The organism is Deltaproteobacteria bacterium, assembly GCA_013151915.1.
Taxonomy (GTDB): domain Bacteria; phylum BMS3Abin14; class BMS3Abin14; order BMS3Abin14; family BMS3Abin14; genus BMS3ABIN14.
The window spans coordinates 34,034-56,324 of sequence record JAADHJ010000050.1 but is presented as its reverse complement, the minus strand read 5'-3'; the positions used below and the strand labels follow the sequence as shown (position 1 = coordinate 56,324).

The window sequence follows — 22,291 nt, the reverse complement described above, 5'->3', positions numbered from 1 at the left end:
GCCGGAAATCAATTTTGATGACTTCGTAAAAAGCCATAAACGGACTTTTTACGACCCAATCAATCTTAGTCTCCAAAGGTCACCCTGAGGACCTCCTCGATGGTGGTGACTCCTTCCTTGATCTTCGTAAGTCCGCTCCTCCTGAGGGTCAACATCCCGGCGCGGATCGCCGCGTCCTTGATCTCGAAGGTCGTTCCGCCCTTCAGGATAACATCCTTTATATCATCGTCCACGGCCATGACCTCGTAGAGGGCGATCCTTCCCTTGTACCCCGTCCCGCCACAGGCCGTACATCCCTCGCCCTTGTAACAGGTAATCCCCTTGGCCTCCCCGGGGGAGAACCCTATGTCAATCAGTGCCTTCTCCGGCACTTCGACCACCTGCTTGCAGGACTCGCAGACGCGGCGGGCAAGTCTCTGTGCCACTACCATAATGACGGACGAGGCAACCAAAAACGGTTCGATGCCCATGTTAAGGAGCCTGTTGATCGTAGATGGCGCGTCATTTGTGTGAAGGGTCGAGAGAACCATATGCCCCGTGAGGGCGGCCTTGATTCCTATCTCGGCGGTCTCGTAATCCCTGATCTCACCCACGAGAATGATGTCAGGGTCCTGCCGGAGGAAAGAGCGGAGGGCCGCAGCGAAATTCAGACCGATTTCGTCGTGCATCTGGACCTGATTGATCCCCATGAGGTTGAACTCGACGGGGTCCTCGGCCGTCATGATATTCACGTCCTCGGTATTGAGCTCAGCCAAAGCCGAATAGAGGGTGGTGGTTTTACCACTGCCGGTTGGACCGGTCACCAGAACCATACCGAACGGTTTGTGGATGGCCTCCTTGAAATGGGCAAGGGATCCCTCCTCGAAACCAAGCTTGGTCATGTCGAGCTGAAGGTTGGACTTGTCTAACAGCCGGAGAACGATCTTTTCCCCGAAAAGGGTGGGGAGAACGGAAACTCTGAAGTCGACCTCGGCTCTGCGCCCAAGCTTCATCTTGATCCGGCCGTCCTGGGGCAACCGTCTCTCCGCGATATCCAGCTTCGACATGATTTTTATCCTGGAAATCACCGCATTGCGAATCTTCAGCGGCAGGTTCATCATGGTCTTGCAGACACCATCGAGCCGGTAACGAATTCTCATGACTTTTTCATACGGTTCAACATGGACGTCGCTGACCTTCATCTTGTAGGCTTTGATCAGGAAGCCGTTTACCAGCTTGACGATGGGAGCATCCACCTCACCGGTCAGTATGTCCGGTTCGTCCTCAATAACCTCCACATCGTCAACAGCGCCCTGTACAAGGTTGTCGAACTCTTCAACGTCCAGAAGCGGCCCGGCCTCCATTTCCCCGTCGAATCCGCTGTAGTCCGCATCATCAAGGTTATAATCCGTTGAATCGATCTGGGCCTTCCCCGTCCCGAATCCGCTCGATTCATAGTACTTCATTATCGCATCCTCGATGGCCGTCTCGGAGGCGACCACCGGCTCGACGTTGTATCCGGTCATGAATTTGATATCATCGAGGGCAAAGACATTGGTCGGATCGGCCATGGCGAGGGTCAGTGTCCCACCGGTGCGGCTGATGGGAATCAACTGGTATTTTTTGGCCGTTTTCCCGGGAATAAGCTTGAGAATGCTGGGCTCGATCTCGAACTCGGCAAGATTAATGGAAGGCACCCCGTATTGCTTGCTCAGAAAAGCGACAACGTCAGCCTCGCTCAGGATATCAAGCTTGGCGAGGTTGTAGCCAAGCCTGCCACCGGATTTGCTCTGTTCCTCGAGAGCCTGTTTGAGCTGCTCCTCATCGATCAGTTTGGCCCTTACGAGCATCTCTCCCAGCCTGGCTGCAGACATTTAACTCCTCTCCTTATGGGTTTCCCGGGAAACCCGTTCTTCGCCCCATAGGCTATCTTCAGAACCGCAATTTTGTCAAGCTTATCCACGAACCGTCCCCGGGACGGCGGGCATGAATTCAGCGGTCCTGTCCCCATGCATCTTCACGGAAAGCACCCTGAAAAATGGCCGGGGAGAGGGAATGTCCCACCGGAAACCCGATAAGACCGAATTCACCCCTTTGAATTCCCTCGGTCACAGGGGAATTCCCTGTATGACGGATAGGGAAAAGGACCGTTTCGATCGCTCAACGTCCCTCCCGATCTGGGCCTTGAGCGTTTCCTGGTCCGGAAAGGGGTGCTCATCCCTGAGCCTCGCCAGAAAAAAGATGGTGATCTCCTTCCCATAGAGGTCCCCTTCCATTCCGGAGAGGTGGGCCTCGAAAGTTGTCGGCCCTGATCCGAAGGTGGGGCGTCTTCCGATATTGACGGCGGCGGGACCAATATTCCCCTCGCAGGAAAATCCGGCCGCGTAAACACCTCCGGACGGCAGAAGCACTTCCCCGCATTCCAGGTTGACGGTGGGATATCCGAGTTCAAGCCCTCTCCCCTCTCCCCGGTCCACCGACCCACGGATGAAGTGGGGTCTGCCAAGAAGGTTCCGGGCCAGGCCCACGTCTCCTCTGTTGAGGGCTCCCCGTATTCTCGTGCTGCTCACAGGAAAACCGCCATAAGTGTAGGCCGGGACTTTCGTCACCCCAAATCCCATCTCACTTCCCAGTTCGGCGAGCAGGTCCATATCGCCGGATCTGTCCCTGCCGAAGCGCCACCCTTCCCCCGCCACGACCTGCTCGGCGCCAAGGCCTTTAACCAGGACCTCCCTGGCGAACTCCTCCGGGGACCGGGAGGCGAGGTTTTTGTCAAAGGGAATAACCAGCGCTTCATCCACCCCCAACCCGGCGATAATTCTGAGGCGATCCTCCAGGGTCATGATGACACATGGAGCTTCCCGCGGCCTCAAACGCGAGGCGGGATGTATATCAAATGTGATAACCATACAGGGCAGACCCATCTCGATGGACCTGCTGATACCGGCCGAAAAAACCTCCTGATGCCCAACGTGAACCCCATCGAAGTTGCCAATGGCCGCCACACAACCCGGTGTTCTGTTCGCGATTGATTTCAGGCCGTCGAACCTTCTCCACCCACCCATCAGTTCCCACCCTCCGGGATTTCAAGATGGAGAATCGGCTTCCATCCGCCCGATACGGATTGATAGAAAGTCGCCGGAAGGCAACCGGAGCTTTGAACCAATTCGCGGGCCTGATCCAACTGCGAAAGATCAAGACGGATTGCGAGGCCGCAATCACTGCTTATTCTCCTGGGTTTCATGATCGTGCGGTGATTCAACCCTGCGTTCCCAAATACCTTCTCCGCGGTCAAGGTCAGATGGGTGGTGGGGAAAACCGTCAGCAACTCCCCCATCATGGAGTTCACCTGGGACTCATCCCCTGGCCCTCAGGAGATCCTTGACCCCCTGAACCAGCTCAATAATTTCGCCCTCGGTATTAAATATCCCGGTGCTGATCCTGACGGTGCCTTCCGGAAAGGTTCCAATGGTCCTGTGCGAATGTGGTGAACAGTGAAGCCCGACCCGTAGAATAATGCCCCTCGTCGTTTCCAGAAATGAGCCGACCTCGGCAGGATCCATTCCCTCCACATTAAAGGAGAGGACACCGACCCGTTTCATGGGGTCATGGGGACCGAACAGCGCGACGCCCCTGATGCCGGTCAGGCCGTCCATCAGGATATCCATGAGCCTGATCTCCTCCTCCCTGATTTTCTCCAACCCCCTGTCCGATAGGAATTTCAACGCTTTACCGAGGGCGACGATACCGGGAGTATTCGGCGTGCCGCTCTCGAACCTGTCGGGGAGGGATTCCGGCTGACGCGTCAGCTCCGACCGGCCCCCGGTACCTCCCTCCATGAGAGGGTCCAGGGAAACGCCGGGGGCAATGTACAGGAACCCGGTTCCCTGAGGCCCGTACAGGGACTTGTGCCCCGGCACGGCGAGAAGGTCAACACCATCCTCTTCCACATTTATAGGCAATACGCCCGCGGTTTGCGCAGCGTCAACCAGGATCAGAGGGCGATTCTCTCCCATGGCCCGGACAGCTCCGGCGACCTCCCTGACGGGTTGGATACTTCCGGTGACGTTGGAGGCCTCCGTAAGAACGATAAGACGCGTATTCGGGGAAATCATGTCCATGATCCCCGCAGCCTCCATGGTTCCTGCGGGGGACAATTCAAGACGTCGGACCTCAACACCTTTTTCATCGGCCGCGCGTTTAAGAGGCCGGGCCACGGAATTATGGTCCATGGAAGTGGTTACAACATGGTCTCCCTCTTTGAGAAGACCGGTAATGGCAAGGTTCAGCGCCGCCGTGGCGTTGGGGGTGAAGATCACCCGGGAACTGTCCGAGGCGCCGATGAACCGTGCCGCCTCCTCCCGTGCGTGAAATATTGCCCTCTCGCACTCCAGACCACTGGTAACGGCCCTGCCGGGGGTCCCAGCCAGATCCTCCATGGCCCGGAGCACCGCCTCGACAACGCACCTGGGTTTGGGCCATGTCGTCGCCGCGTTGTTAAGATAGATCGTACGCTTTTTCAATTCAGCCTCATGTTACTTCACCGTCCAGAGTCCAGAGTCCAGCGTCCGGAGTCCAGAGTCCAGGGTCCAGAGATCAACCAGCGGGGTCAGGACGTGGGTAACGGATAGTATGTCCTTGTCATCGCGCTTGTCCCGCCATCTTGTCCGTCGTAGTCTGGAAGACGAAGTCGGAAGCCCGCAGAGCAACGGCGTAAGCAGACCTCATGCGAAGCGATCCCGTCCAGGTTCATGAGATTGCCGCGCTCCTTTCAGTCGCTCGCAATGACATCCTTTTGGTCTCCGTGTCCCCGCGTACGTTTTTTCCTTCTCTGGACTCTGGACTCTGGACTGATTTTATCACGTTGGACATTGGACCTTACCCCCTTCGGACACACGGGATCCGGTGCGCCGAAGTGCCCGTACGTATGGAACGCAGCGCCCCTGCACCCACCAAGGCACCGGGGCAGGTCGTCACATGCACCACAAACAGACGGCAAAGCTGTAATGTCTCTCCGTATCCTCCGCCTGATGGGACTGTTCCAAATATTCTCAAGGGTTTTATCCACCAGGCTCCCCATCCTGACCGCAAGAGAGCTACATGGAAAAACCACCCCGTTGCCGTCAACGAAGACGGTGGAGTCGGCAGCCCCGCACCCCTGGGGTGCGGGGCCTTCTATTCCCAGGAGGGTGGATAGGATAAAATCGTGAATCCTGAGGCGCCGGCTCCCCAGGGCATCCGCCGATTTCCTCATGCGGTACAGGTCATTTTGTTCAAAGACCTCGAAATTGGGCGGATCGTCCCCTTTTCGGGCCGTGATATCATCCGCCGGACGGTTTGGCAAGGTAAGGCCGAACCCGGCAGCATGGACAAGTTCCAGGATGGCGGGAAACTCCGTCAGGTTTGCCCTCCCGGGAATCCAGCGTAAGGCCACCCTCCCCGGGGGCAGCGCCTTCGGAACCGTTTTTTCAGCCGCCTTCGCTTCTTCCAGCCCTGACACCGGAAATTCCCACATCGAGACCCCTGTCAGCGAAAAGGGGCGCGGGGCCGTTCTCCACCCCTCCAGAACCACCACCACCGAGGTATTTTCCCATGGAAGGCCCAGGGCATGGACCTCACCCGGATCGTCAACCTCCAGAACGAGGGAAAGGGGGCGGGCCTGACGGAGCGCGGCGAGATAAGGTCCTGGATCCGCCCCCGCCAGGCGCCAATGAATCCTCCATGGGAGATCGCAGGACATATCGTCAATCACCATTCCCGGCTCCCTTGACCCAGCAGTGCGGGTCCGGGTGGTCAAAATCCCCGGCGAGGGAGAAAGAACGGGCCGAACATCCCCCCAGACAGGATTCGTAGCTGGAACACCCATCGCATTTACCCTGAGGATTCTTGTACCTCATCTTCTCCAAAACAGGGGAATGAAACCAGATTTCATCGAAATCGTCCGACAGGATGTTCCCGATGACTATCGGGATGAAACCGCATGGGGTTATGTCGCCGTTGGGTTCCAGATGCAGACTCAGCTTTCCGCAGGTACTTCCCGGCACCGCGTTTTCCTGCGCGTACCCCGTCAGGGAAGCCATAATGGGGTCATCGAATGAGAGGGCGACATCGTCAACTTCCCCCTGTATCTCAAGGGCGTGCCGGTAGAACCTGCCCCACTCGTCCGGCGACAGGTCCAGTTCCCCCATGTTCACCAGCCCTGTACCCATACATTTGTAATTGTGGAGATAGAGGGTGGAGGCCCCAAGTTCGCGGCAGATTGGAATCATCCCCTCCCAGTCCTCCATGTTGCCCCGGTTGATCACGCACGAGACCGTGGTGCGCACCCCCGCCGACCTGAGATGCCTCAGGGCGGCTGCGGCTCTGTCGAAGCTCCCCTCCTGGTTTCTGAAACGGTCATGGACCTCCCTCCTGGGGCTGTCCATGCTGATTCCAACGCTGGAAAACCCTGTCGACGCGATCCTTGCGGCCGCCGCGGCATCCAGAAGGTATCCATTGCTGTTCATGGCAACCTTGAGACCCGCGGTAGACGCATGGGAAACCACTTCGAAAAGATTTGGGTAAAGCAGTGGCTCACCCCCGCCGAAGTTTACGTATACCACGCCCTTTTTCCGAAGCAGGTCCAAAACAGGCAGGATGCCCTCCAGTGAAAGGGAGGTTTGGGCCTGGTTCCTGCTGTAGCAATGCCTGCAGTTGAAATTGCACCTGTAGGAAAGGGACCAGTTGACCGTCAGGGGCGCCGAGAGGACGTCGCTATCTCTCTTCACATTCATGGATCAGTCCCCTGTTGATCATGTCGCTCAGAAATTCGTCCAGGTCTTCCTTTACGGTCTGCCTGTCGGCCGCGAAGATCTGCAGGAGAGAATCGAGGATGCCATTCCGATCGCGACTGCCGTCGCACAGCTTCCAGATCTCTCCACCTATAAGGTTAAGCTGGTGCATGACGCCATCGCTAAGAAGGGTGACCGTACCGACCGTGCCGGCTTCGCCGTCCTCCCCCTCCCTTTCCGGGTCCAGAAGTATCTCAAGGGCCTTCTCCTCACGATGGGTCTCAACCCTCCAGTTCACGGATGGATTTCGCATTAATTTACCCAATTTATGATAACCTCCCACTTTCATACCGCCCTTTCGTCCCCCGCGGCCGCCTTTCTCCTCTCTGGACTCCGGACTCTGGACTCTGGACTCTGGACTCTGGACTCTGGACTCTGGACTAGTCTATCACGTTGGACCTTGGGTTCCAGATACCTCGATACTACGCCCTCTCGCTCACTCATCGATGCGCCCCTACGCCCTTATTCATTCCCACCTCCCCTGATCCATAGAACCGGGCTATGGCGAGACAGAAGAACAGGCCCAGCAGCACCGCAGCCTTCCCGGCCGGCGTGGGCCCGGCCGATGTACTGGCGATGCCCCACTGATGAACGATCCCCCCACCCGTCAGCATGCCGAGCGTAACGACCGCCGCATCCACGGATCCCTCCCCGGAGAGAATAAGCTGCCGGAAGGGGCAGCCCCCCACCATGACGGAGCCGAGGCCCACCATACCCATGCTCAAAAAGTTCCAGAAATGGTCCGGATGGGAACCTGGCTGATCCAGCATCCCCAGATGAAACATCCCAAGTGCCAGGTTCAACCCCACAGCGGAGACCAGGAGCGCCAGAAGACCGCGCATAAGGCCCATGTCGCGGGCGAGGTACAGGTTGGAAAAACTCCCCGTCACACAAAACCGTGATCGTTGTGCCAGCGCCCCAATGACGACACCGGCCGCCAGGGACACAGCCAGGGGGGCGTGGCGTGCGCCGGGCCCTGTCACGCTCGATGCCAATGAACCCGGGAAAACGAAGGGGACGGCCAGCACGATGATGAAAAGTCCGGGAAGAAGGAGCCCCTGAAAGGGCACCCGTGAGGGAGACACACCTCCGAGATCAAGACCCGCCCGCAGAAAAAATACCCCTGCCCAGACGCCGGCCGCCAGCCCCAGAAAACCTGCCACTGCCGTCAGGTCTCCTGCGCCAAGGCGCAGCATCATCTTAATGGGACAACCCATGAAGACGGAGGAACCGACGATAAGAAATATCCCCATGACAAATCCAAGAAGGGGGATCTTTCCCGATCGGGAACGGAATTCCCTGCCGGCAAAGGCCATCATCAAAGACCCGCCGACGAATCCTACCAGTTCCGGCCTGAGGTAGGCCATGCGGGCGTCATCGTGAAGATGAAGGGCGCCGGCAAGATTTTCCATGAAACAGGAGATGCAGATTCCGGAGTTGGCCGGATTACCCCAAAAAGCGAGGGCAGCCCCCAAAAACCCCAGGCTGAGGCCGCTCAGGATAATGACCGGGGCATCGCCCCTGGGCCACCTCATTCGCACCCCCCCGCAATGCGCCGCCGGAGGAAATAAACCACTTTGAGCAGTTCCTTTTCATCGCCGGCGAGCCCCTCCTGCTTTTTCTTCTTTGACAAATTCGAGAAGGTCCGTTTGACAAGGCTCTTGATCCGTCCGCCAAGGTAAAGGGGCGAACCCTCATCGAGATAGTCGCCTTTCAGGCGGACGGCCCTTGCGTAATCCATCAAAGCCTCCCGATCATCGCCCATGTTTTCCTGGAATCGTGCTGACAGTGCCCAGACCTCGTGGCGTCCTGGGTACTGTTTCTGTAGTTCCGCAAGAACGGCGGCAGGATTCCCGTTGCCGTCGACAAGGAGTCTCGCCTCCTTTATGCCCCGGGCAAATGCCTGGGCCTCCCCAGGCAGAACAGGCCTTTCCACCGAACGGGCGATACCCTCCATGCCACCCGTACCCACCGCGGGTCCGGTGACAGCCTGAAATACCAGGGCGAGGGCGATGACAAGCATCCCCACCTCGGCCATTCTGCCGGAATATTTGCCGAAATCAGTTTCAGGCTTCATGCTTCAGGTTCCAAAGGGACCGTCCAGAGTCCAGAGGCCAGAGTCCAGAGGCCAGAGAAAAAACGGGACCAACGTGCAGCGAAGTCATCAACATTGGACATCTCAGTACGTCTGATATGGGGGCATATTGGCTTTCTTCGCCATTTCCCGCACCCGGTTGAAATCGGCATCCTCGATGGGCACAAAGCCGTCCACCTTCGCCGCTCGCAGCACCGAAAGCACCTCCCCGTCAATGGGGATTGTCGCCTCCCGGGTGAGGTTCAAAAGGGCCGACCTCACCGCCGCGACCACCTCGCCTGGAACCTTGGGAGCGACCCCGAAAACACAGTAGGGGATTGGATCGTTCTGAGCAATCACCCGCAGGTCCCCCTTGCCTATCTTGTTCTCCCGTTCCATGATCTCCATGTCCAGCATGGGAACGGCTGCCGCATCGTAGGCTCCCATCCAGACCCCGTAGATGACCTTTTCATGTTTGTAGGCCCCCCAGGGGATGGCGTAATACTCCAGATCCAGTTCGGGATCAATACCCGCCTCCAGCAGCATGTCGTACTGGGACAGGTAGCCGGTGGGAGCGAACATGGGACCGAACACCATCCTCTTACCCTTCAGATCCGCGAGCGTTTTGATGGGGCTGTCGGATCTTACGGCGATGCCCCCGGCGGAACGAAAGCCCATACTACCTCTCCGCTCCCCGACCAGGGGGATCAGGCCTTTCTCCGCCATCATTACGTACAGGAGAGAGTTGGTATGCGTGATATCCAGTTCTCCCTTCTCGAAGGCCTCCGGCACATCGTACGTGTTAAGATATACGGAGGTGAATTTTATCCCCGTGGTCTTGGAAAGATATTTCGTCAGCGGTTCGAAACGTTTTTTCGCCTCGTCAAGACCGTCGCATATCATGTAGCCGATGCGATAGACAGGTCCTGCCGACACGGTTTTCAGGGTATCGTCCTCCCTGCCGGCTCTCTGGCACGAGGGAAGAAACACCAGAAACCAGAGTACCCCGAAAGCTGTCAGAGAGCGGATTGTCCCGCCCGTCCATATCCTCATAACACATCCGCCTTTCTGAGCAGGTCCAGGGCCACCTTCCGGGCCCCTTCTCCCTTCCTGACCTTTTCCAGGCCCGGAAACATGTCCATCCCCGGTAATACCTTCGCAAGCCGGGACATATACCGGGGTACCAGGCTGAACTGGAGCTGTCTGGCCGCATCCTTTCCCATTACGAGAACAAAATCGGTTCCGGCCACCCGCAGGGAACCACCCACCTGGACCACGGCCTCATCGTCCCCCGGCCATTGGTCCTCTGGAACAAGGGCGATGGGTGCCTCATGATCGCGTATCCCGTTAAGACACCGGACCGTCCCATCGTGTCTTACCACTTTGACGTTTCTGGCCATCTGCTCTCCCATGTAGGCGGCCACCATATTTGCGGCAACCTCATTAAGCGTCCCCGCCGGACAGAGGAAGGTGATACTCCTGCCCGTATGAGCCGAGACGGGGGAAGGCCAGCCCAACAGGAGGCACAGGCCCAGGAATAGTCTTAAAAGAGCCACTTATACAGCCCCCCGGCGAAGCATAACCCGACAAGACCGATCTGCACCGCATAGGGAAGGAAAGGGATCTCCTCTCTTCTGCTTATCCTGGCCGCCGCCACAAGGGAGAGGGCGATCCCTCCCACCATGACCATCCCGGTGATCCATCTTAAAACGGGTATGGACAGGATAAGTCCCGGCCTGGATAACAACTCCAGTTCCTCAATGGCAAGGTAGGACTGGATCCCCACCGGATCCGCCATCCCGAGGGGCAGGTAGCCCAGCTTAGCGTTGAGCTTGACCAATGCCAGCACCAGGTGTCCACTAAAGATAAGCGGGATCAGGATTGGAAGACAGGCGGCCGACAGCCCTCTGAGGGTGTCGGTCTCCTCCACAACGGCCTCATCCCCTTCCCCGTTTTCAGAGAGGGTCTCCCTAACCCGCGGGGCAATCCAGAACCTTATGGATGAGGACGCCTTCTCCGAATTCAACCAGGTTCCAAACGCCGCTCCCCCGGCTGAGACGGCCCGGGTCGCCTGAACTGATATGGAAGGCGCAAAGATGAGTAACGTCGGGAGCAGAAACCCGACCCAGACCAGATAGAGGACCCGCCCGGCGCCTGTGCCGACCACAGGGACGAGGGCGCTCGCCGGAAAGGCCAGGACGGACCCCAGCCCCGGCCAGAAACGGCTGTAGCTCAGGAGCAGAAACCCCAGAAGCACAGCTGCCAGGGCGGTTTCCGAGTAGCGGGGATATCTTTCCACCCATAGCGGCGCGAGGGGAGCCCGCAATGAAAGCTGAACGTTATCGTAGGGACAGGCTCGCAGGCAATTAAAACACCCCAGGCACCTTCCTGTTCCCTTCATGTCCCAGACCGAAAGGTTGACCGGGCAGGGGTGATGACGCAGGCGGAAGACCGAGCGGACCCTGCCCAGGGCCAATCTTATCCACACGTCGCTCCCCCTGACGCAGTCCTTGCTCTCGCAATCCTCGCAAATGCCCCTATTCCTGATGGTAACCTCCAGGGGAGCCATTCTGGAATAGAGGCCGAGCATTCCCCCGATCGGACACACGTATGAACAAAGGGACCTGCCGGAGAATACCAGGCCGAGGAGCACGGCGAGAAGACCCCATGCGGCCAGGTAAACAGCCGTGGCGCCGGGATAATGGTGCAAACGGAAAAGCCCCATAAGCAGCAAGGTGGCCAGCAGCAGGACGGCCTTGGAATAGTCATTCTTCAGGGGTCTGGGGAACGGTCTGGAAAGGCCCCATCTTGATGCAATTTCGTTGAGGAAACCAAGGGGGCAGACACCGCACCATAGCCTCCCGAAAAGGGGAACCAGGACCACAAGCCCCATCAGCCAAACCGCCCAGAAGAGTAGATTGCCGACATTTGTATACATGAGTGGATCCGGAACATCGATGCCGTCGATCCCCCAACGTCCCCAGGTGACCGCAACCATTCCCGCAAAGACCACCAGGAAGACGCCCCTGAGGACTGTCCAGAAAGCAATGCTCTTTAAAAAACGGGGGGAGATACCCGACATCATCTTCCTTTTAACTTTGATAGGGTCGTAAAAAATCCATCTATGGCTTTTTACTCCACGGAAAGCGAAAAATGTCATTTTCACTTTCCTCACAAATCTTCGATTTGAGCGCTCTTAAGTGGGCGCGTTGAAGACTTCTCGCGAAGTCATTAATGATACAGGTTGTAAGGTGGGACAATTTGGCCATCCTCGTCCCTGTAGAGGACCCGCTTTCCCGTAAGGGTCTCCAATGACCTTGCAGCCCACTCCCTCACAACCGCCTCGGGATCGTCGAGAGTTCGCCGGAGGGCCGGCACCGCACCGGCGTCCTCCAGGTTCCCCAGTGCCTGGGCGGCCTGCCGACGCACCGACCACCTTTCGTCGGAAAGGTCCTTCAGAAGGGGTTGGAGGGCCTGCGGATTCCCGATACGCCCCAGCGCCCAGACCGCGGCATCCCTGTTGATCCCCTCCACCTCCGTCAGCAGCGGTACGGCGGCCTGTTCCTTTATCTCGCCCAGGACCCGTATGGCCGCCCTACGCGCCTTCGGATCGTCCGACCGTTCAAGCATCTCAAGCACTTGGGGGCCGACGGATGGGCCCAGCCGAACCAGCGCTCGGACAGCGGCCTTCCTCAGGACCACATCGCCGGTAGCCAGGGAGCGGACCAGAAGCACGGTGACAGAGGGGTCGCCGATCTCTCCGAGGGCCCAAGCGACCGCGTACCGTCTCATGCCCTTCCGGCCAAGCGCTGTCTTCAGCGCCGGAAGGCTGTCCGTGGAACCGATATTCCCCAGGGCCGCCGCGCAGGCCTCGAAAAGATCCTGATCATCCGATGCCAACCCCTTGTACAGGTAGGGAATCACGACATTCCCGACGGACACCACCGACTTATATGCATCCAGGGACCTTTCCCGGGTCCGGTCCCCCATGGCCAGGACAAGCCTTTTGGCCGCTCCGCGGTCTCCATGGGCCGCGTTACGGGCCAGGGCGTCAACGCCCTCATCCCCGGCGGAACATGCGACCGTCAGAAAAGCGATGAGGACCAGAACTAAGGGTCTCATCATCACCACACCTTGTGGACAATGATATCGATGCCCTGGGTGATCTCCCCCTTATGAACCACTACCCCGGATGGATCGACGGTTCCCTCATCGTATCGCCCGTACAGGTCGCCAAGCTGTGGAGGTCCACCGAACCGATCCCGTGCCGCCAGATAGTAGGTGCCGCCATGCCGGACCTTCACAAGATACCGGCCATTCGGGCCGGTCTTCTCGCTTACGTACTTGGGACGCTCGGACATCTGAATATGGTCATAGACATGCACCCGTACACCCACCGCGGGATTGCCATCGGCATCGTAAACCGTGCCCTCGACCCCGGTATTTCCCTTGGCCTGCAGGGAGGGAAACGCTTTCTCATTAGCCACCTTGACGACAGCGGAAAAATTCAGGGTTAACGGCGTTCCGGCCTTCACCTCGAAGGAAACGGGCCGGCTTTTGTAATCACCTATCCTCACGGGCCCGGCGCTCTCTCCCGACTCCCTTTTCCTTACAACACCGACGTACCGCCCCGGGAAAAGGGCCAGGGAAAACGCGCCGTCCGGGCCCGTGGGCTCCGAGATAACCATGGCCGGCGCAAAGATATCCTCTCCCTCGCCATAGATATAGAGGCGCGCTTCGCTCAGGGGAACCGTCACAGTCCCGGAAACGGTGGACGGCTTGTCCTTCTCCTTTTCGGAACAGCCGGAAATGAGGAGAAGAACGACGGCCATCATAGCCATCAGGGGAATAACGGATATGAGCCGTCTAAAAATCCAGCGGTTCATAGAGACCCCTCCCGTATACTCCAACTGCCCTGAATCCTTTTTCCAACTCCAGGGCAAGTACTTCACGAACGACATGATGTTCCCTCCATGTATTGTCAAAGACACTGAGGCTGAAAGGGATCTTCACACCTGGGGTAAAAACACGGTCGCCGGAATCCCCTGTGGCCAGGCTTCGGCGAAACAGCACACGCCATTTCCCGTTTTTCCAGCCTGATACGGCGTGGACATCGGCCTCCTTGCCGGTGGGAGCCGTTATCAGAAAATAGGGGGCCGTGGGTATGCCGGATGACCAGTCCACCCCGTCGGCCGGCCCGTTTTCCCCTTCATTCCTGTTTACGGCAGGAATGATCTGGCCTTCGTCGCCCCGTTTTCCGTCGTGGTCAATAAGCATGTCATCTGCGGCTCCGAAGGGGGCTGTCACTCCGGCCCTCCATCTCCACAGGTCGAGGATCCCTTTCCCGGGATTTTTCATCTTCATTCGGATCTGCGTACCGCCATCGTAAACATCCACATCCACCATGTGGCACGTGTTCTGACACCGAAAACCCGAATCTCCGGGCTGCCCCCATAAAAAGGCGATCCCGTCATCCGCATCGGGGTTGACGGCCCAGCCGCCATCTCCCATTTCCCAGCTGCCTACACCTTCGTCCAGGGTAGGGTCTCTCCACTGGGCCAGGATGAAAATCTCCGAGGGCGAGTAAAGGGCCTGGAGGCGGACAGGCACCGGTTCGGACGAAGAAGGCCCATGATGGCATTGGGCGGTGGACCGATGGCTGGTCTCGCTGTCCAGGGCGACGACATCGGGCGGCTCGTGGACGTTTCCCATCCAGACCACGAAATCCAGGGGCACGGCCCTCGACCAGTCAGACACCGATGGCTCTCCATTAACGGGCATCGCAGCCAGTACACCTGTCTCAAAAGGGCTGGAACAGGATGAGCTCATCAGCGCCAGTCCAATCAGCGTAAAGAGATGGAAATATGTTTTCAAATCAGTCATTCGCCCCGGCTCGTTCACTTTCCCGTTTTTTCAACCACCTTCTCACTGTGACTGAACAGCAAGGTCCGTACCAACAGGACAGTCCGGGGTCCAACGGGAAAAAGAACGTTCAATGTTCAACGACCAGGGTTCTACGTTCAACGTCCGACTCACACCATCCGGTATTTGGCCATCTTATAGCGCAGGGTCGTCCTTTTAATGCCGAGTTCACGGGCCGTCCTGGTCTGGCTTCCCCCGTTCTTCTCGAGGGTTCTGACAAGGATCTGTCTTTCAATGGCCTCGACTATCTGCGTCAAGGTTCTTCCGCCGCCGGGCAGGCTTTCAACATCCCCTCCTCCCCTTAGCTCCTCCGGAAGGTCCCGCAGGGTAACGGCGTCCCCCTTGCAAAGGACCACGGCCCGTTCCATGACGTTTTCCAGCTCCCTGACGTTGCCTTTCCAGTCATAGGCCTTCAGAGCCACAATAGCCTCCGGCGCGATCCCGGAAAGCCTTTTGTTCATCTCGGAGTTGTACTTTCTAAGAAAGTGCTCGGCCAGCGACTCCACGTCCTCCTGTCGTTCCCGGAGGGCCGGCACCCTGATGTGGACCACGTTGAGGCGGTAGAATAGATCCTCCCTGAATCCCCCTTCATTGACCATTTCTCTCAGGTTCCTGTTGGTAGCCGCGACTATTCTGGCGTCGCTTCGAAGGACCCGCGTTCCTCCGACCCGCTCGAACTCATGGGACTGCAGGAACCACAGGAGCTTTACCTGGGCCGAGGGGTTCAGTTCCCCGATCTCATCGATAAAAAGGGTGCCGCCATCCGCAAGCTCGAACCTCCCCTTCCTGGCCGCGACGGCCCCGGAAAAAGCTCCCCTTTCATGGCCGAACAGTTCGCTCTCGAGAACGCCGTCGGCCAAGGCGCCGCAATTGACTACGACGAAAGGGCGGTCCTTTCGGCCGCTGTGGCTGTGAATGGCCCTGGCCACAAGCTCCTTGCCCGTCCCGCTCTCCCCCTCTATGAGGACGCTTGCCATGGAGGGAGCAACGCTCAGAGCCAGATCGATGACATCGCGCATCCTCTGCGACACGCCGATGATGCCCTTCAGATCGTATCGTCCGTGAATCTCGTCGAGGAGCATTTTTCTCTCGCTTACGAGCCGCTCATGCTCGAAGACCTTTCCAACCACTATCTTCAACTCATCCATCTGGAACGGTTTGGTAATATAATCGAAAGCTCCCAGCTTCATGGCCTCTATGGCGGATTCCACCGTAGCGTAGGCCGTGATCATGATAACCGGCAGGACCCGGTCCATGGTGCGTATCCTCTTTAAAAGCTCGATACCGTCCATTCCCGGCATATCAATGTCGGCGATAACGAGATGCCATTCCTCCCTCTCGATAAGACCCAGCGCTTCATCGCCACCGGGAACGGCGGCCGCGTAGTGTCCGACCTTCTCCATCACTTTCGTTAGAAGGCTCCTCATGCCCGGTTCATCATCCACGATAAGAATCTTCCTGCTCATTGATCGCTCCTCCGGGGGGTATTCTCCTTAGTCCTCACTCGCCGCCACCGCTGGAAGCCACAGCTCGAAGACACCGCCTTTTCCCTTCACGGCCCGTATCCAGCCGTCAGCCTCCTCAATCAGCTTCCTGCAGATGGACAGGCCGAGGCCGGTCCCTTCCCCTCTCTTCTTTGTAGTAAAGAATGGATCAAAAACCCTTTCGATGACCGCATTATCGATTCCCGGCCCCCCGTCGGCAAGCCGGACCAGGTGCCCATCCCTGTCCCTGTCCCGCATGGGGGAGATATCTATTGCAATCTCACCGTCGCTCCCCATTGCCTGGGACGAGTTCAGGCACAGATTTACAATGACCTGACGCAGCGCGTCCGGGTCAGCGTGAACCAGGGCATCCCCATCCCCCAGGGTGAGCCGCCAGTTGATTCTCCTGAAGGCCCGTTGCTCGGACAACTGGGATGTCAGGCCATGTATCAGCCCCTTCAGATCCACGGTTCCCTTTTCCCCGAGTCGGGGACGTGAAAAATCGAGGAGGCCGGCGATAATCCGCTTGCATCGTTTGGCCTCATCCAGGATTACCCCGGCGTACTCCCCGGACTGTTTTTCCCCCTCTGACTCCTCTTTGATCAGCTCCGCGTATCCGAGTATGACGCCGATGGGGTTATCCAGTTCGTGAGAGACCCCGGCGGAAAGCTGGCCAAGGGCCGCCAGTCTTTCGGACCGCATAAGCTGTGCCTGAAGATCCTTCATCCGTACGTTGGTGTTTTGAAGCTCCACGTTGGCCCTCTCAAGGTCCTCCTGCTGTTCCCTCAGGGAATCGACCATCCTGTTGAACTGTTCCGCCAGGTTCTCCATTTCATCGCCTGTTTGAAGGTCAATACGGTAATTCCTGTCGCCTCCGGCGATCCTCGCGGCGCTTTCGGAGAGGATTTTAAGGGGACTGGTAAGTGAACGCGATAAAAAGATGGACAGGAAGGATCCAATCCCCATGAGAAGCAGCGCACCCAGGAGCACCCCCTTTATCAGATTGGCCGTTTTGGTCTCGAGAGAGCCGTACCCGTAAATGTAGCGGACCGCTATGGGTCGGTTTCCTCCCTGGGTGTTGACCGGAGCGAGGACATCAAGGAGCCGCCGGCCGTGATAGCTGGTTTCGTTTCTCAGGTGTTTTTTTGATCGCACCACCCCGGCCACTGCAGCGCCGAGGCCGGCCTCCCAGGAACCTTCCAGACCGCGCACCAGGTCATCCGGAAGGGTGGAGAAAAGCGTCCTGCCGCTTTCGGTCAGAATCATGACCCCCAGAAGATCCTCGTTGTGGACCGTCAGAAGATCGATGGCCTCAGCAACCTGGGGTGTGACGGTTCCGTTGAACGCCCCCCCGAAGGTTCGAAGAACCTCCAGGGATGTGTACATTGCGTAGGCGGTATTCCTCTCCAGAAATTCCTTTTCCCACAGGCCGGAAGCAGTCCGCACGGTGATGGCGGCGGTCAGAAGGACGGACACCGCGGTGAGCATCATGGAGTAGAGGAGTATTCTGTTGGGCCAGTTAAGCTTAATCATCATCCGCGACCCCGCATGAACCATCGATGGGGAGGAAACGTCTGACAGCCGTTTTCAGCTCATCCACCGCCTTCGCCCGATCCCCCCTCGATGAAAGATGAACGGCGACAAATCCCCCGTCCCTGACGAGGACGACACAGCGATGTTTAACAAAGAGGGAAGCCGTTATGAAAAGAAGGAAAAACACGCATCCCACCCAGACTCCGGCCCGCGCCGGGTCCCTTACGATCTGGTAACCTACATAGGGGAGCCCTGAAGGGTCCGTCCCGTAGTCCGTCAGGTAGAGAGATAATCCATTGAACCTGAGGGGATGGTTCACCTTGATATCAGCCGTGGCGAGGATCGAGCCGTTCCGTGAGATGGCGGTTCCGGCACTCACCTGCTTTTCGGGAAATGCAGCGAATGCCACCGGTATCAGGGTGAGGCCGGAGTTTCCCATCTCCTCTCCCCCCACCACGGGAAACCGATCTCCGTTGCCCTTCACCCATATCGCCTTCAGGATCTTTCTTTCCGTGTCAAAGGAGAGGATCCGTATCCGGCCATCAAGACCGGGAAGTTTCAGATCATCATTTACATGGGTGGTGATCACCTTGCCCTTCCTGCCGGTTTTAATCTCCTTGATGCCGATTTTCAGGGCAACCGGGTTGGGAACTTTTCTGAAATCGATCACGCTCAGGCGAAACGGAAGCTGGGCCTCGGCCATGGTCTTCCAGTTGAAATAGGTATCGGTGAAGTCCCCCACGAAGACCCTCTGAGTCCCGATAAAACCCAGGGAGGACCCAATCAAGGAAGAGACCATTATGACGAGAAGGCTCAGATGCCCGGCAAGGGTGAAAACGTATCCTGCCGCTCCCCTGGAAAAGACCCTTCCGTCGGACCCTCCCCTCTGGCGGTAGCCGGCGGCCTTCAGATCCGATACGAGACCCTGCTCCCGGACATGGTCTCCGGGGATTCGCAAAAGCGGACGCCTCCGCATCGCCGCCTCCCCTTTCAGTGAAGAGAAGGTGGTGGGCAACCGGGTGGCCATACAGGAAACCATGTTGATGGAAAGTATCAGGAGGAGACCCCGAAACCACAAAGAATGGTAAATATCCCCAAGGGAAAGCAGCCTGACAACCTGTGCTCCATTGCCGCCAAAAAGGCGGGTATAGTCATCGGCTCCCCGTCCCTGGGGTATAAATGTGCCCGCCGCCGCGGCAGCCGCCAGGAGGAGCATGACGGCCAAGGTCAACCTCAGGGACGCAAGGCGCCGAATGGGTGTTTTCATCCTAAAACCACCCTCATGTTAGATATCTGTCACCCCGCACCCATTGACAGTAATTTGTCAGCAATCGGGCAAAAAAATAGCTTTTGCAACAGTATACTGTCAAGGGAGGGGCTTTGTTACATGGAGCCTGCCCTGTCCTCCCCACGGTTGGTGATCCGGACGGCCGATTCCCCGTCCAGGGGGCACTTCTTTTCACAGATTCCGCATCCGATACATAAGTCCTCAATAATCCTGGGCTGTTTGACTACCACAGGCCCCTTTGGGCCCGCAACGGCAGCGTGGTCGAATACGATTGCCTTTTTGGGTATAGGACAGTGTTCCTCACAGACGAGGCACTCCTCCGGTTTTACAAACGGGATGCAGAGATTGCGGTTGATAACGGCCGTACCAATCCTCACCTTTCTTTTAAACACACGGTCCAGGGACGCGATGGCCCCTGTGGGGCACACCTGACCGCACAAGGTGCATGAATATTCACAGTAGCCGACCCTCGAAACCAGGCGGGGGGTCCACATCCCCTCGATACCTGCTTCGAACAGGGTCGGTTGGAGCCCGTTTGTCAGACAGACGCGCATGCATTCACCGCAGCGCAGGCACAGCGCCAGGAACTCAGCCTCGGACACCGCGCCGGGCGGCCGGATAAGATATGGGGGCAGGTTATCCGGCCGGGAGGTGGAACCCACCGTCAGAGGGAACACGGCCCCGATTCCCGCCCCCACGAGAAACTGTCTTCTGGAGAGGGAAACGAAGGATGCATTCTCCGGCACACCGGCGTTACCGGGGTGATGGGTGATGACTCCATCCGGACAGGCATCCTGGCAGTCATAGCAAAGGATACAGTCTTTTGCCCGGATAACCATTTTTTCCTCATACTCTATGGCGCCCATGCGGCACGTCGGTGGACATTTAGCACAGGCATCACACCCCTCGCTGACCTTCAAACCCAGCGGGGCAATCCAGGAGAACCAGCCGAGGAGCGCACCCAGGGGGCACAGGTTCCTGCACCAGAACCTCCTCTCAACCAGTTCCAGCGCGATGATGACCACAATGAGCCCGAGGAAAAAGACCGTATACCGGAACACGGGGAGGTAAAAAGAGAGGACATGGTCGGTAAGCCAGCCGTATAACGGCTCCGTAGCCGCCCTGAGCGGTCCTCCCACACGGTAGGTAATATCAAAGAAGGATGAGATGAATCTTTCCAGCGGCGGCACAACCCCCATGGCAAAGCTTCGGATGAGTAGGGAAAGGGGGTCCACGATCCCTGTGAGATTCAGGGAGAACAGGGAGGTCCCCAGCAGGAAGATAAGGACAATCTCCTTTATGCGATAATATTTCCCCTCGGGAGCAGGAGACCTGTTACGGCTACGCCGGCCAAAGAGGTCAAGCATGGACCCCATCGGGCAGATCCAGCCACAGAAAAAACGTCCGAAAAGGGCGACGGCAGGCAGAAGAATAAGAAGTGGCCAGAAAAACAGGGGGGTCTTTCGGCCCCCAAGGATAGATCCGATCCCCGCCAGTGGATCCAGGCGGAAAAAGGCGTTGACAGGGTAGGCGATCACATCCGCCCCAAGGTACCGGGTGTTCATGAACAGGTAGATAAAGAACAGGCCGAAGGCCCACTGGGAGAGGATGCGGGTTCGCCTCACGTCATGTTCCCGCCATCTTCACCCGGGAGAGGTCTATCTCCCCAAGCCCCATGCTGTAGCCGGCCACGATCGACGGAATCCGGTCGGCCCTGATTCCAAAGAGTGTGGCCCCGTAGGCGTCCAGGGCCACCGGATCAGCGCAGGCGGCTACACGGTTGAGAACTTTGACATCCTCCATACGTCCCCCTGAAGGGCCGTTGCGCAGGAGAATGCGGCTGGCGTCCAGGATATTGAGAGCAGGCCTGATAACGGTGGACAGATCGGCCAGCTTCTGGCCGATGTTTGAGTGAATTGTCCCGCGATTTCCCCCCATAAGCCCCATGAGATTTTTCATTGAAAGGGTAAGCCCGCTGATGCTGTGATGTTTGGCCACCGGCACATTGATAATCACATCGGCCTCAAGGGCATAGGAGTAGATGGGCCATTGTTTTATCGCCGCTCCACGGGGAATCTTCACCACGGTGAATCGATTCTCCCGCACGTACTCCAGGTGGACCTGCTTCGATGCCAGCGCATCCACCATCCCCCTGATACCGCTCGTCACATAGGTACGTCTGGCATCGTTGCATGTCCGATCCAGGATTACCACATCGCCGGCGCCCGATTCCAGACACATCTCGACTACCGCGCGCACGACCTCGGGATGGGTATCGGCCGCCTGCTCAACTCGACGGTCCCATCCGATATTGGGTTTGACCAGGACCTTTGAACCGACTGGAACGAAGGCATTCATACCTCCGAGAAAGCTCACCGCCCTTACGGTCGCCTGGAACGGATCGACATCCTCAGCCACCGCCAGAACCGTTTTCCCAGCGGAGGCGTTCCCTGCCGCCGGCCTGGCTGCAACAGGGATGACAAGACCGGGGAGGGCCAATGCGGCGAGGGTCCCCAACATGAATTCTCTTCGGTCCAGCCTCCCCCTGCCCTGGCTCATATAAGCTTCTTCTCCTTGAGAAACTCCCTGGCCACCTTGGCCGGCTTTACGGACTGTCCTTTCAGTACCAGGCTGTCGAGGAGGGGATCATCGAGGATGACCCGTGTACCGATCTTGTCGAGAAGCCGGGGAAGCGCGGGAAACTTTTTCAGCGTGCCTTTCCTGACGACTACGGCGGCAAAGCCCATGGAATTTCCCTTGCCGTTCCGCCCCTCAAACCCCAGGGGCTTCAGCCAGACAAGGTTCATTTCCTCGTCGTACTCCCTTTTCACCTGACGGTACCTTTCTTCCCCCGCGAGTGAACCCGGATCGTCATTCAATCGCTTCAAAGCAGTGTCCACGTAGTCCACGTAAAGATCCACCTTGCCCTTGAGGACCTTCTCCATCAGCTCCTCTTTGCTGGGGTAGAACTTCACTTCAACGGTGGTTCCGGTTCTCTCGTGGATGAGGATGGAGATGATCCGGCTGACCATACCCTGCCTTGCGTCCTCCAGTGCCCCCAGAACCAGTTTGCGTCCCACACAGGCGTGAACCGTGGACGGAACGGCAAGGGCGGCAACAAGGAGGAGGTACGGCAAGGCGCCGTGAACGCCGCGTTTCTGCATCATCTTTCAGACCACCT

General features: G+C 57.9%; 21 protein-coding genes. All 21 read right to left on the bottom strand.

The window, feature by feature from the left end:
• Positions 1 to 65: 65 nt before the first annotated feature.
• Positions 66 to 1,853 carry a type IV-A pilus assembly ATPase PilB gene (pilB, locus tag GXP52_09695; protein ID NOY87553.1) on the bottom strand — a complete coding sequence of 596 codons (1,788 nt, stop codon included), beginning with the start codon at positions 1,851 to 1,853 and terminating at the stop codon, positions 66 to 68.
• A 234-nt stretch (positions 1,854 to 2,087) separates the two neighbouring features.
• Positions 2,088 to 3,044 (bottom strand): riboflavin biosynthesis protein RibF, encoded by a 957-nt coding sequence (ribF, locus tag GXP52_09690; protein NOY87552.1) that lies wholly within the window; start codon positions 3,042 to 3,044, stop codon positions 2,088 to 2,090.
• On the bottom strand, positions 3,044 to 3,328 hold the full coding sequence (locus GXP52_09685; GenBank protein ID NOY87551.1) for a DUF3343 domain-containing protein: 285 nt from the start codon (positions 3,326 to 3,328) through the stop codon (positions 3,044 to 3,046). Before GXP52_09685 ends, ribF begins: the two co-directional genes overlap by 1 nt.
• A gap of 7 nt (positions 3,329 to 3,335) precedes the next feature.
• Entirely contained in the window at positions 3,336 to 4,502 is a 1,167-nt protein-coding gene (locus tag GXP52_09680) for an aminotransferase class V-fold PLP-dependent enzyme (protein ID NOY87550.1), read from the bottom strand.
• Between the two features lie 248 nt (positions 4,503 to 4,750).
• The gene (locus tag GXP52_09675; GenBank protein ID NOY87549.1) at positions 4,751 to 5,734 is read right to left on the bottom strand and encodes an SPASM domain-containing protein; all 984 of its coding nucleotides are present in this window, start codon (positions 5,732 to 5,734) and stop codon (positions 4,751 to 4,753) included.
• On the bottom strand, positions 5,724 to 6,752 hold the full coding sequence (locus GXP52_09670; GenBank protein ID NOY87548.1) for a GeoRSP system radical SAM/SPASM protein: 1,029 nt from the start codon (positions 6,750 to 6,752) through the stop codon (positions 5,724 to 5,726). The genes GXP52_09675 and GXP52_09670 overlap by 11 nt, the downstream gene beginning before the upstream one ends.
• Positions 6,733 to 7,074 carry a PqqD family peptide modification chaperone gene (locus GXP52_09665; GenBank protein NOY87547.1) on the bottom strand — a complete coding sequence of 114 codons (342 nt, stop codon included), beginning with the start codon at positions 7,072 to 7,074 and terminating at the stop codon, positions 6,733 to 6,735. The genes GXP52_09670 and GXP52_09665 overlap by 20 nt, the downstream gene beginning before the upstream one ends.
• A 175-nt stretch (positions 7,075 to 7,249) precedes the next feature.
• Positions 7,250 to 8,344, bottom strand: coding sequence for a YedE-related selenium metabolism membrane protein (locus GXP52_09660; protein NOY87546.1), 1,095 nt, complete (start codon positions 8,342 to 8,344; stop codon positions 7,250 to 7,252).
• Entirely contained in the window at positions 8,341 to 8,886 is a 546-nt protein-coding gene (locus GXP52_09655; GenBank protein NOY87545.1) for a hypothetical protein, read from the bottom strand. Before GXP52_09655 ends, GXP52_09660 begins: the two co-directional genes overlap by 4 nt.
• 102 nt (positions 8,887 to 8,988) lie before the next feature.
• Positions 8,989 to 9,936, bottom strand: coding sequence for a phosphate/phosphite/phosphonate ABC transporter substrate-binding protein (locus GXP52_09650; GenBank protein NOY87544.1), 948 nt, complete (start codon positions 9,934 to 9,936; stop codon positions 8,989 to 8,991).
• Entirely contained in the window at positions 9,933 to 10,439 is a 507-nt protein-coding gene (locus GXP52_09645) for a hypothetical protein (GenBank protein NOY87543.1), read from the bottom strand. Before GXP52_09645 ends, GXP52_09650 begins: the two co-directional genes overlap by 4 nt.
• Entirely contained in the window at positions 10,427 to 12,043 is a 1,617-nt protein-coding gene (locus GXP52_09640) for a 4Fe-4S binding protein (GenBank protein ID NOY87542.1), read from the bottom strand. Before GXP52_09640 ends, GXP52_09645 begins: the two co-directional genes overlap by 13 nt.
• Positions 12,044 to 12,114: 71 nt before the next feature.
• Positions 12,115 to 13,008 (bottom strand): HEAT repeat domain-containing protein, encoded by an 894-nt coding sequence (locus GXP52_09635; protein NOY87541.1) that lies wholly within the window; start codon positions 13,006 to 13,008, stop codon positions 12,115 to 12,117.
• Positions 13,008 to 13,769, bottom strand: a complete 762-nt coding sequence (locus tag GXP52_09630) for a carboxypeptidase regulatory-like domain-containing protein (protein ID NOY87540.1) — start codon at positions 13,767 to 13,769, stop codon at positions 13,008 to 13,010. The genes GXP52_09635 and GXP52_09630 overlap by 1 nt, the downstream gene beginning before the upstream one ends.
• Positions 13,750 to 14,640, bottom strand: coding sequence for a hypothetical protein (locus tag GXP52_09625; protein ID NOY87539.1), 891 nt, complete (start codon positions 14,638 to 14,640; stop codon positions 13,750 to 13,752). The genes GXP52_09630 and GXP52_09625 overlap by 20 nt, the downstream gene beginning before the upstream one ends.
• 275 nt (positions 14,641 to 14,915) lie before the next feature.
• Positions 14,916 to 16,271 carry a sigma-54-dependent Fis family transcriptional regulator gene (locus GXP52_09620; protein ID NOY87538.1) on the bottom strand — a complete coding sequence of 452 codons (1,356 nt, stop codon included), beginning with the start codon at positions 16,269 to 16,271 and terminating at the stop codon, positions 14,916 to 14,918.
• Between the two features lie 27 nt (positions 16,272 to 16,298).
• Complete coding sequence (locus tag GXP52_09615) at positions 16,299 to 17,825, bottom strand: HAMP domain-containing protein (protein NOY87537.1); 1,527 nt, start codon at positions 17,823 to 17,825, stop codon at positions 16,299 to 16,301.
• Positions 17,815 to 19,089: a cytochrome c biogenesis protein ResB gene (locus GXP52_09610; protein NOY87536.1), complete on the bottom strand. Its 1,275-nt coding sequence runs from the start codon at positions 19,087 to 19,089 to the stop codon at positions 17,815 to 17,817. The genes GXP52_09615 and GXP52_09610 overlap by 11 nt, the downstream gene beginning before the upstream one ends.
• A 116-nt stretch (positions 19,090 to 19,205) precedes the next feature.
• A complete protein-coding gene (locus GXP52_09605; GenBank protein NOY87535.1) occupies positions 19,206 to 20,735 on the bottom strand; it encodes a 4Fe-4S binding protein in 1,530 nt (509 codons plus the stop codon).
• Position 20,736: 1 nt separating this feature from the next.
• Positions 20,737 to 21,648 (bottom strand): DUF362 domain-containing protein, encoded by a 912-nt coding sequence (locus tag GXP52_09600; protein ID NOY87534.1) that lies wholly within the window; start codon positions 21,646 to 21,648, stop codon positions 20,737 to 20,739.
• Between the two features lie 17 nt (positions 21,649 to 21,665).
• Positions 21,666 to 22,277: a hypothetical protein gene (locus GXP52_09595; GenBank protein NOY87533.1), complete on the bottom strand. Its 612-nt coding sequence runs from the start codon at positions 22,275 to 22,277 to the stop codon at positions 21,666 to 21,668.
• Positions 22,278 to 22,291 lie beyond the last annotated feature (14 nt).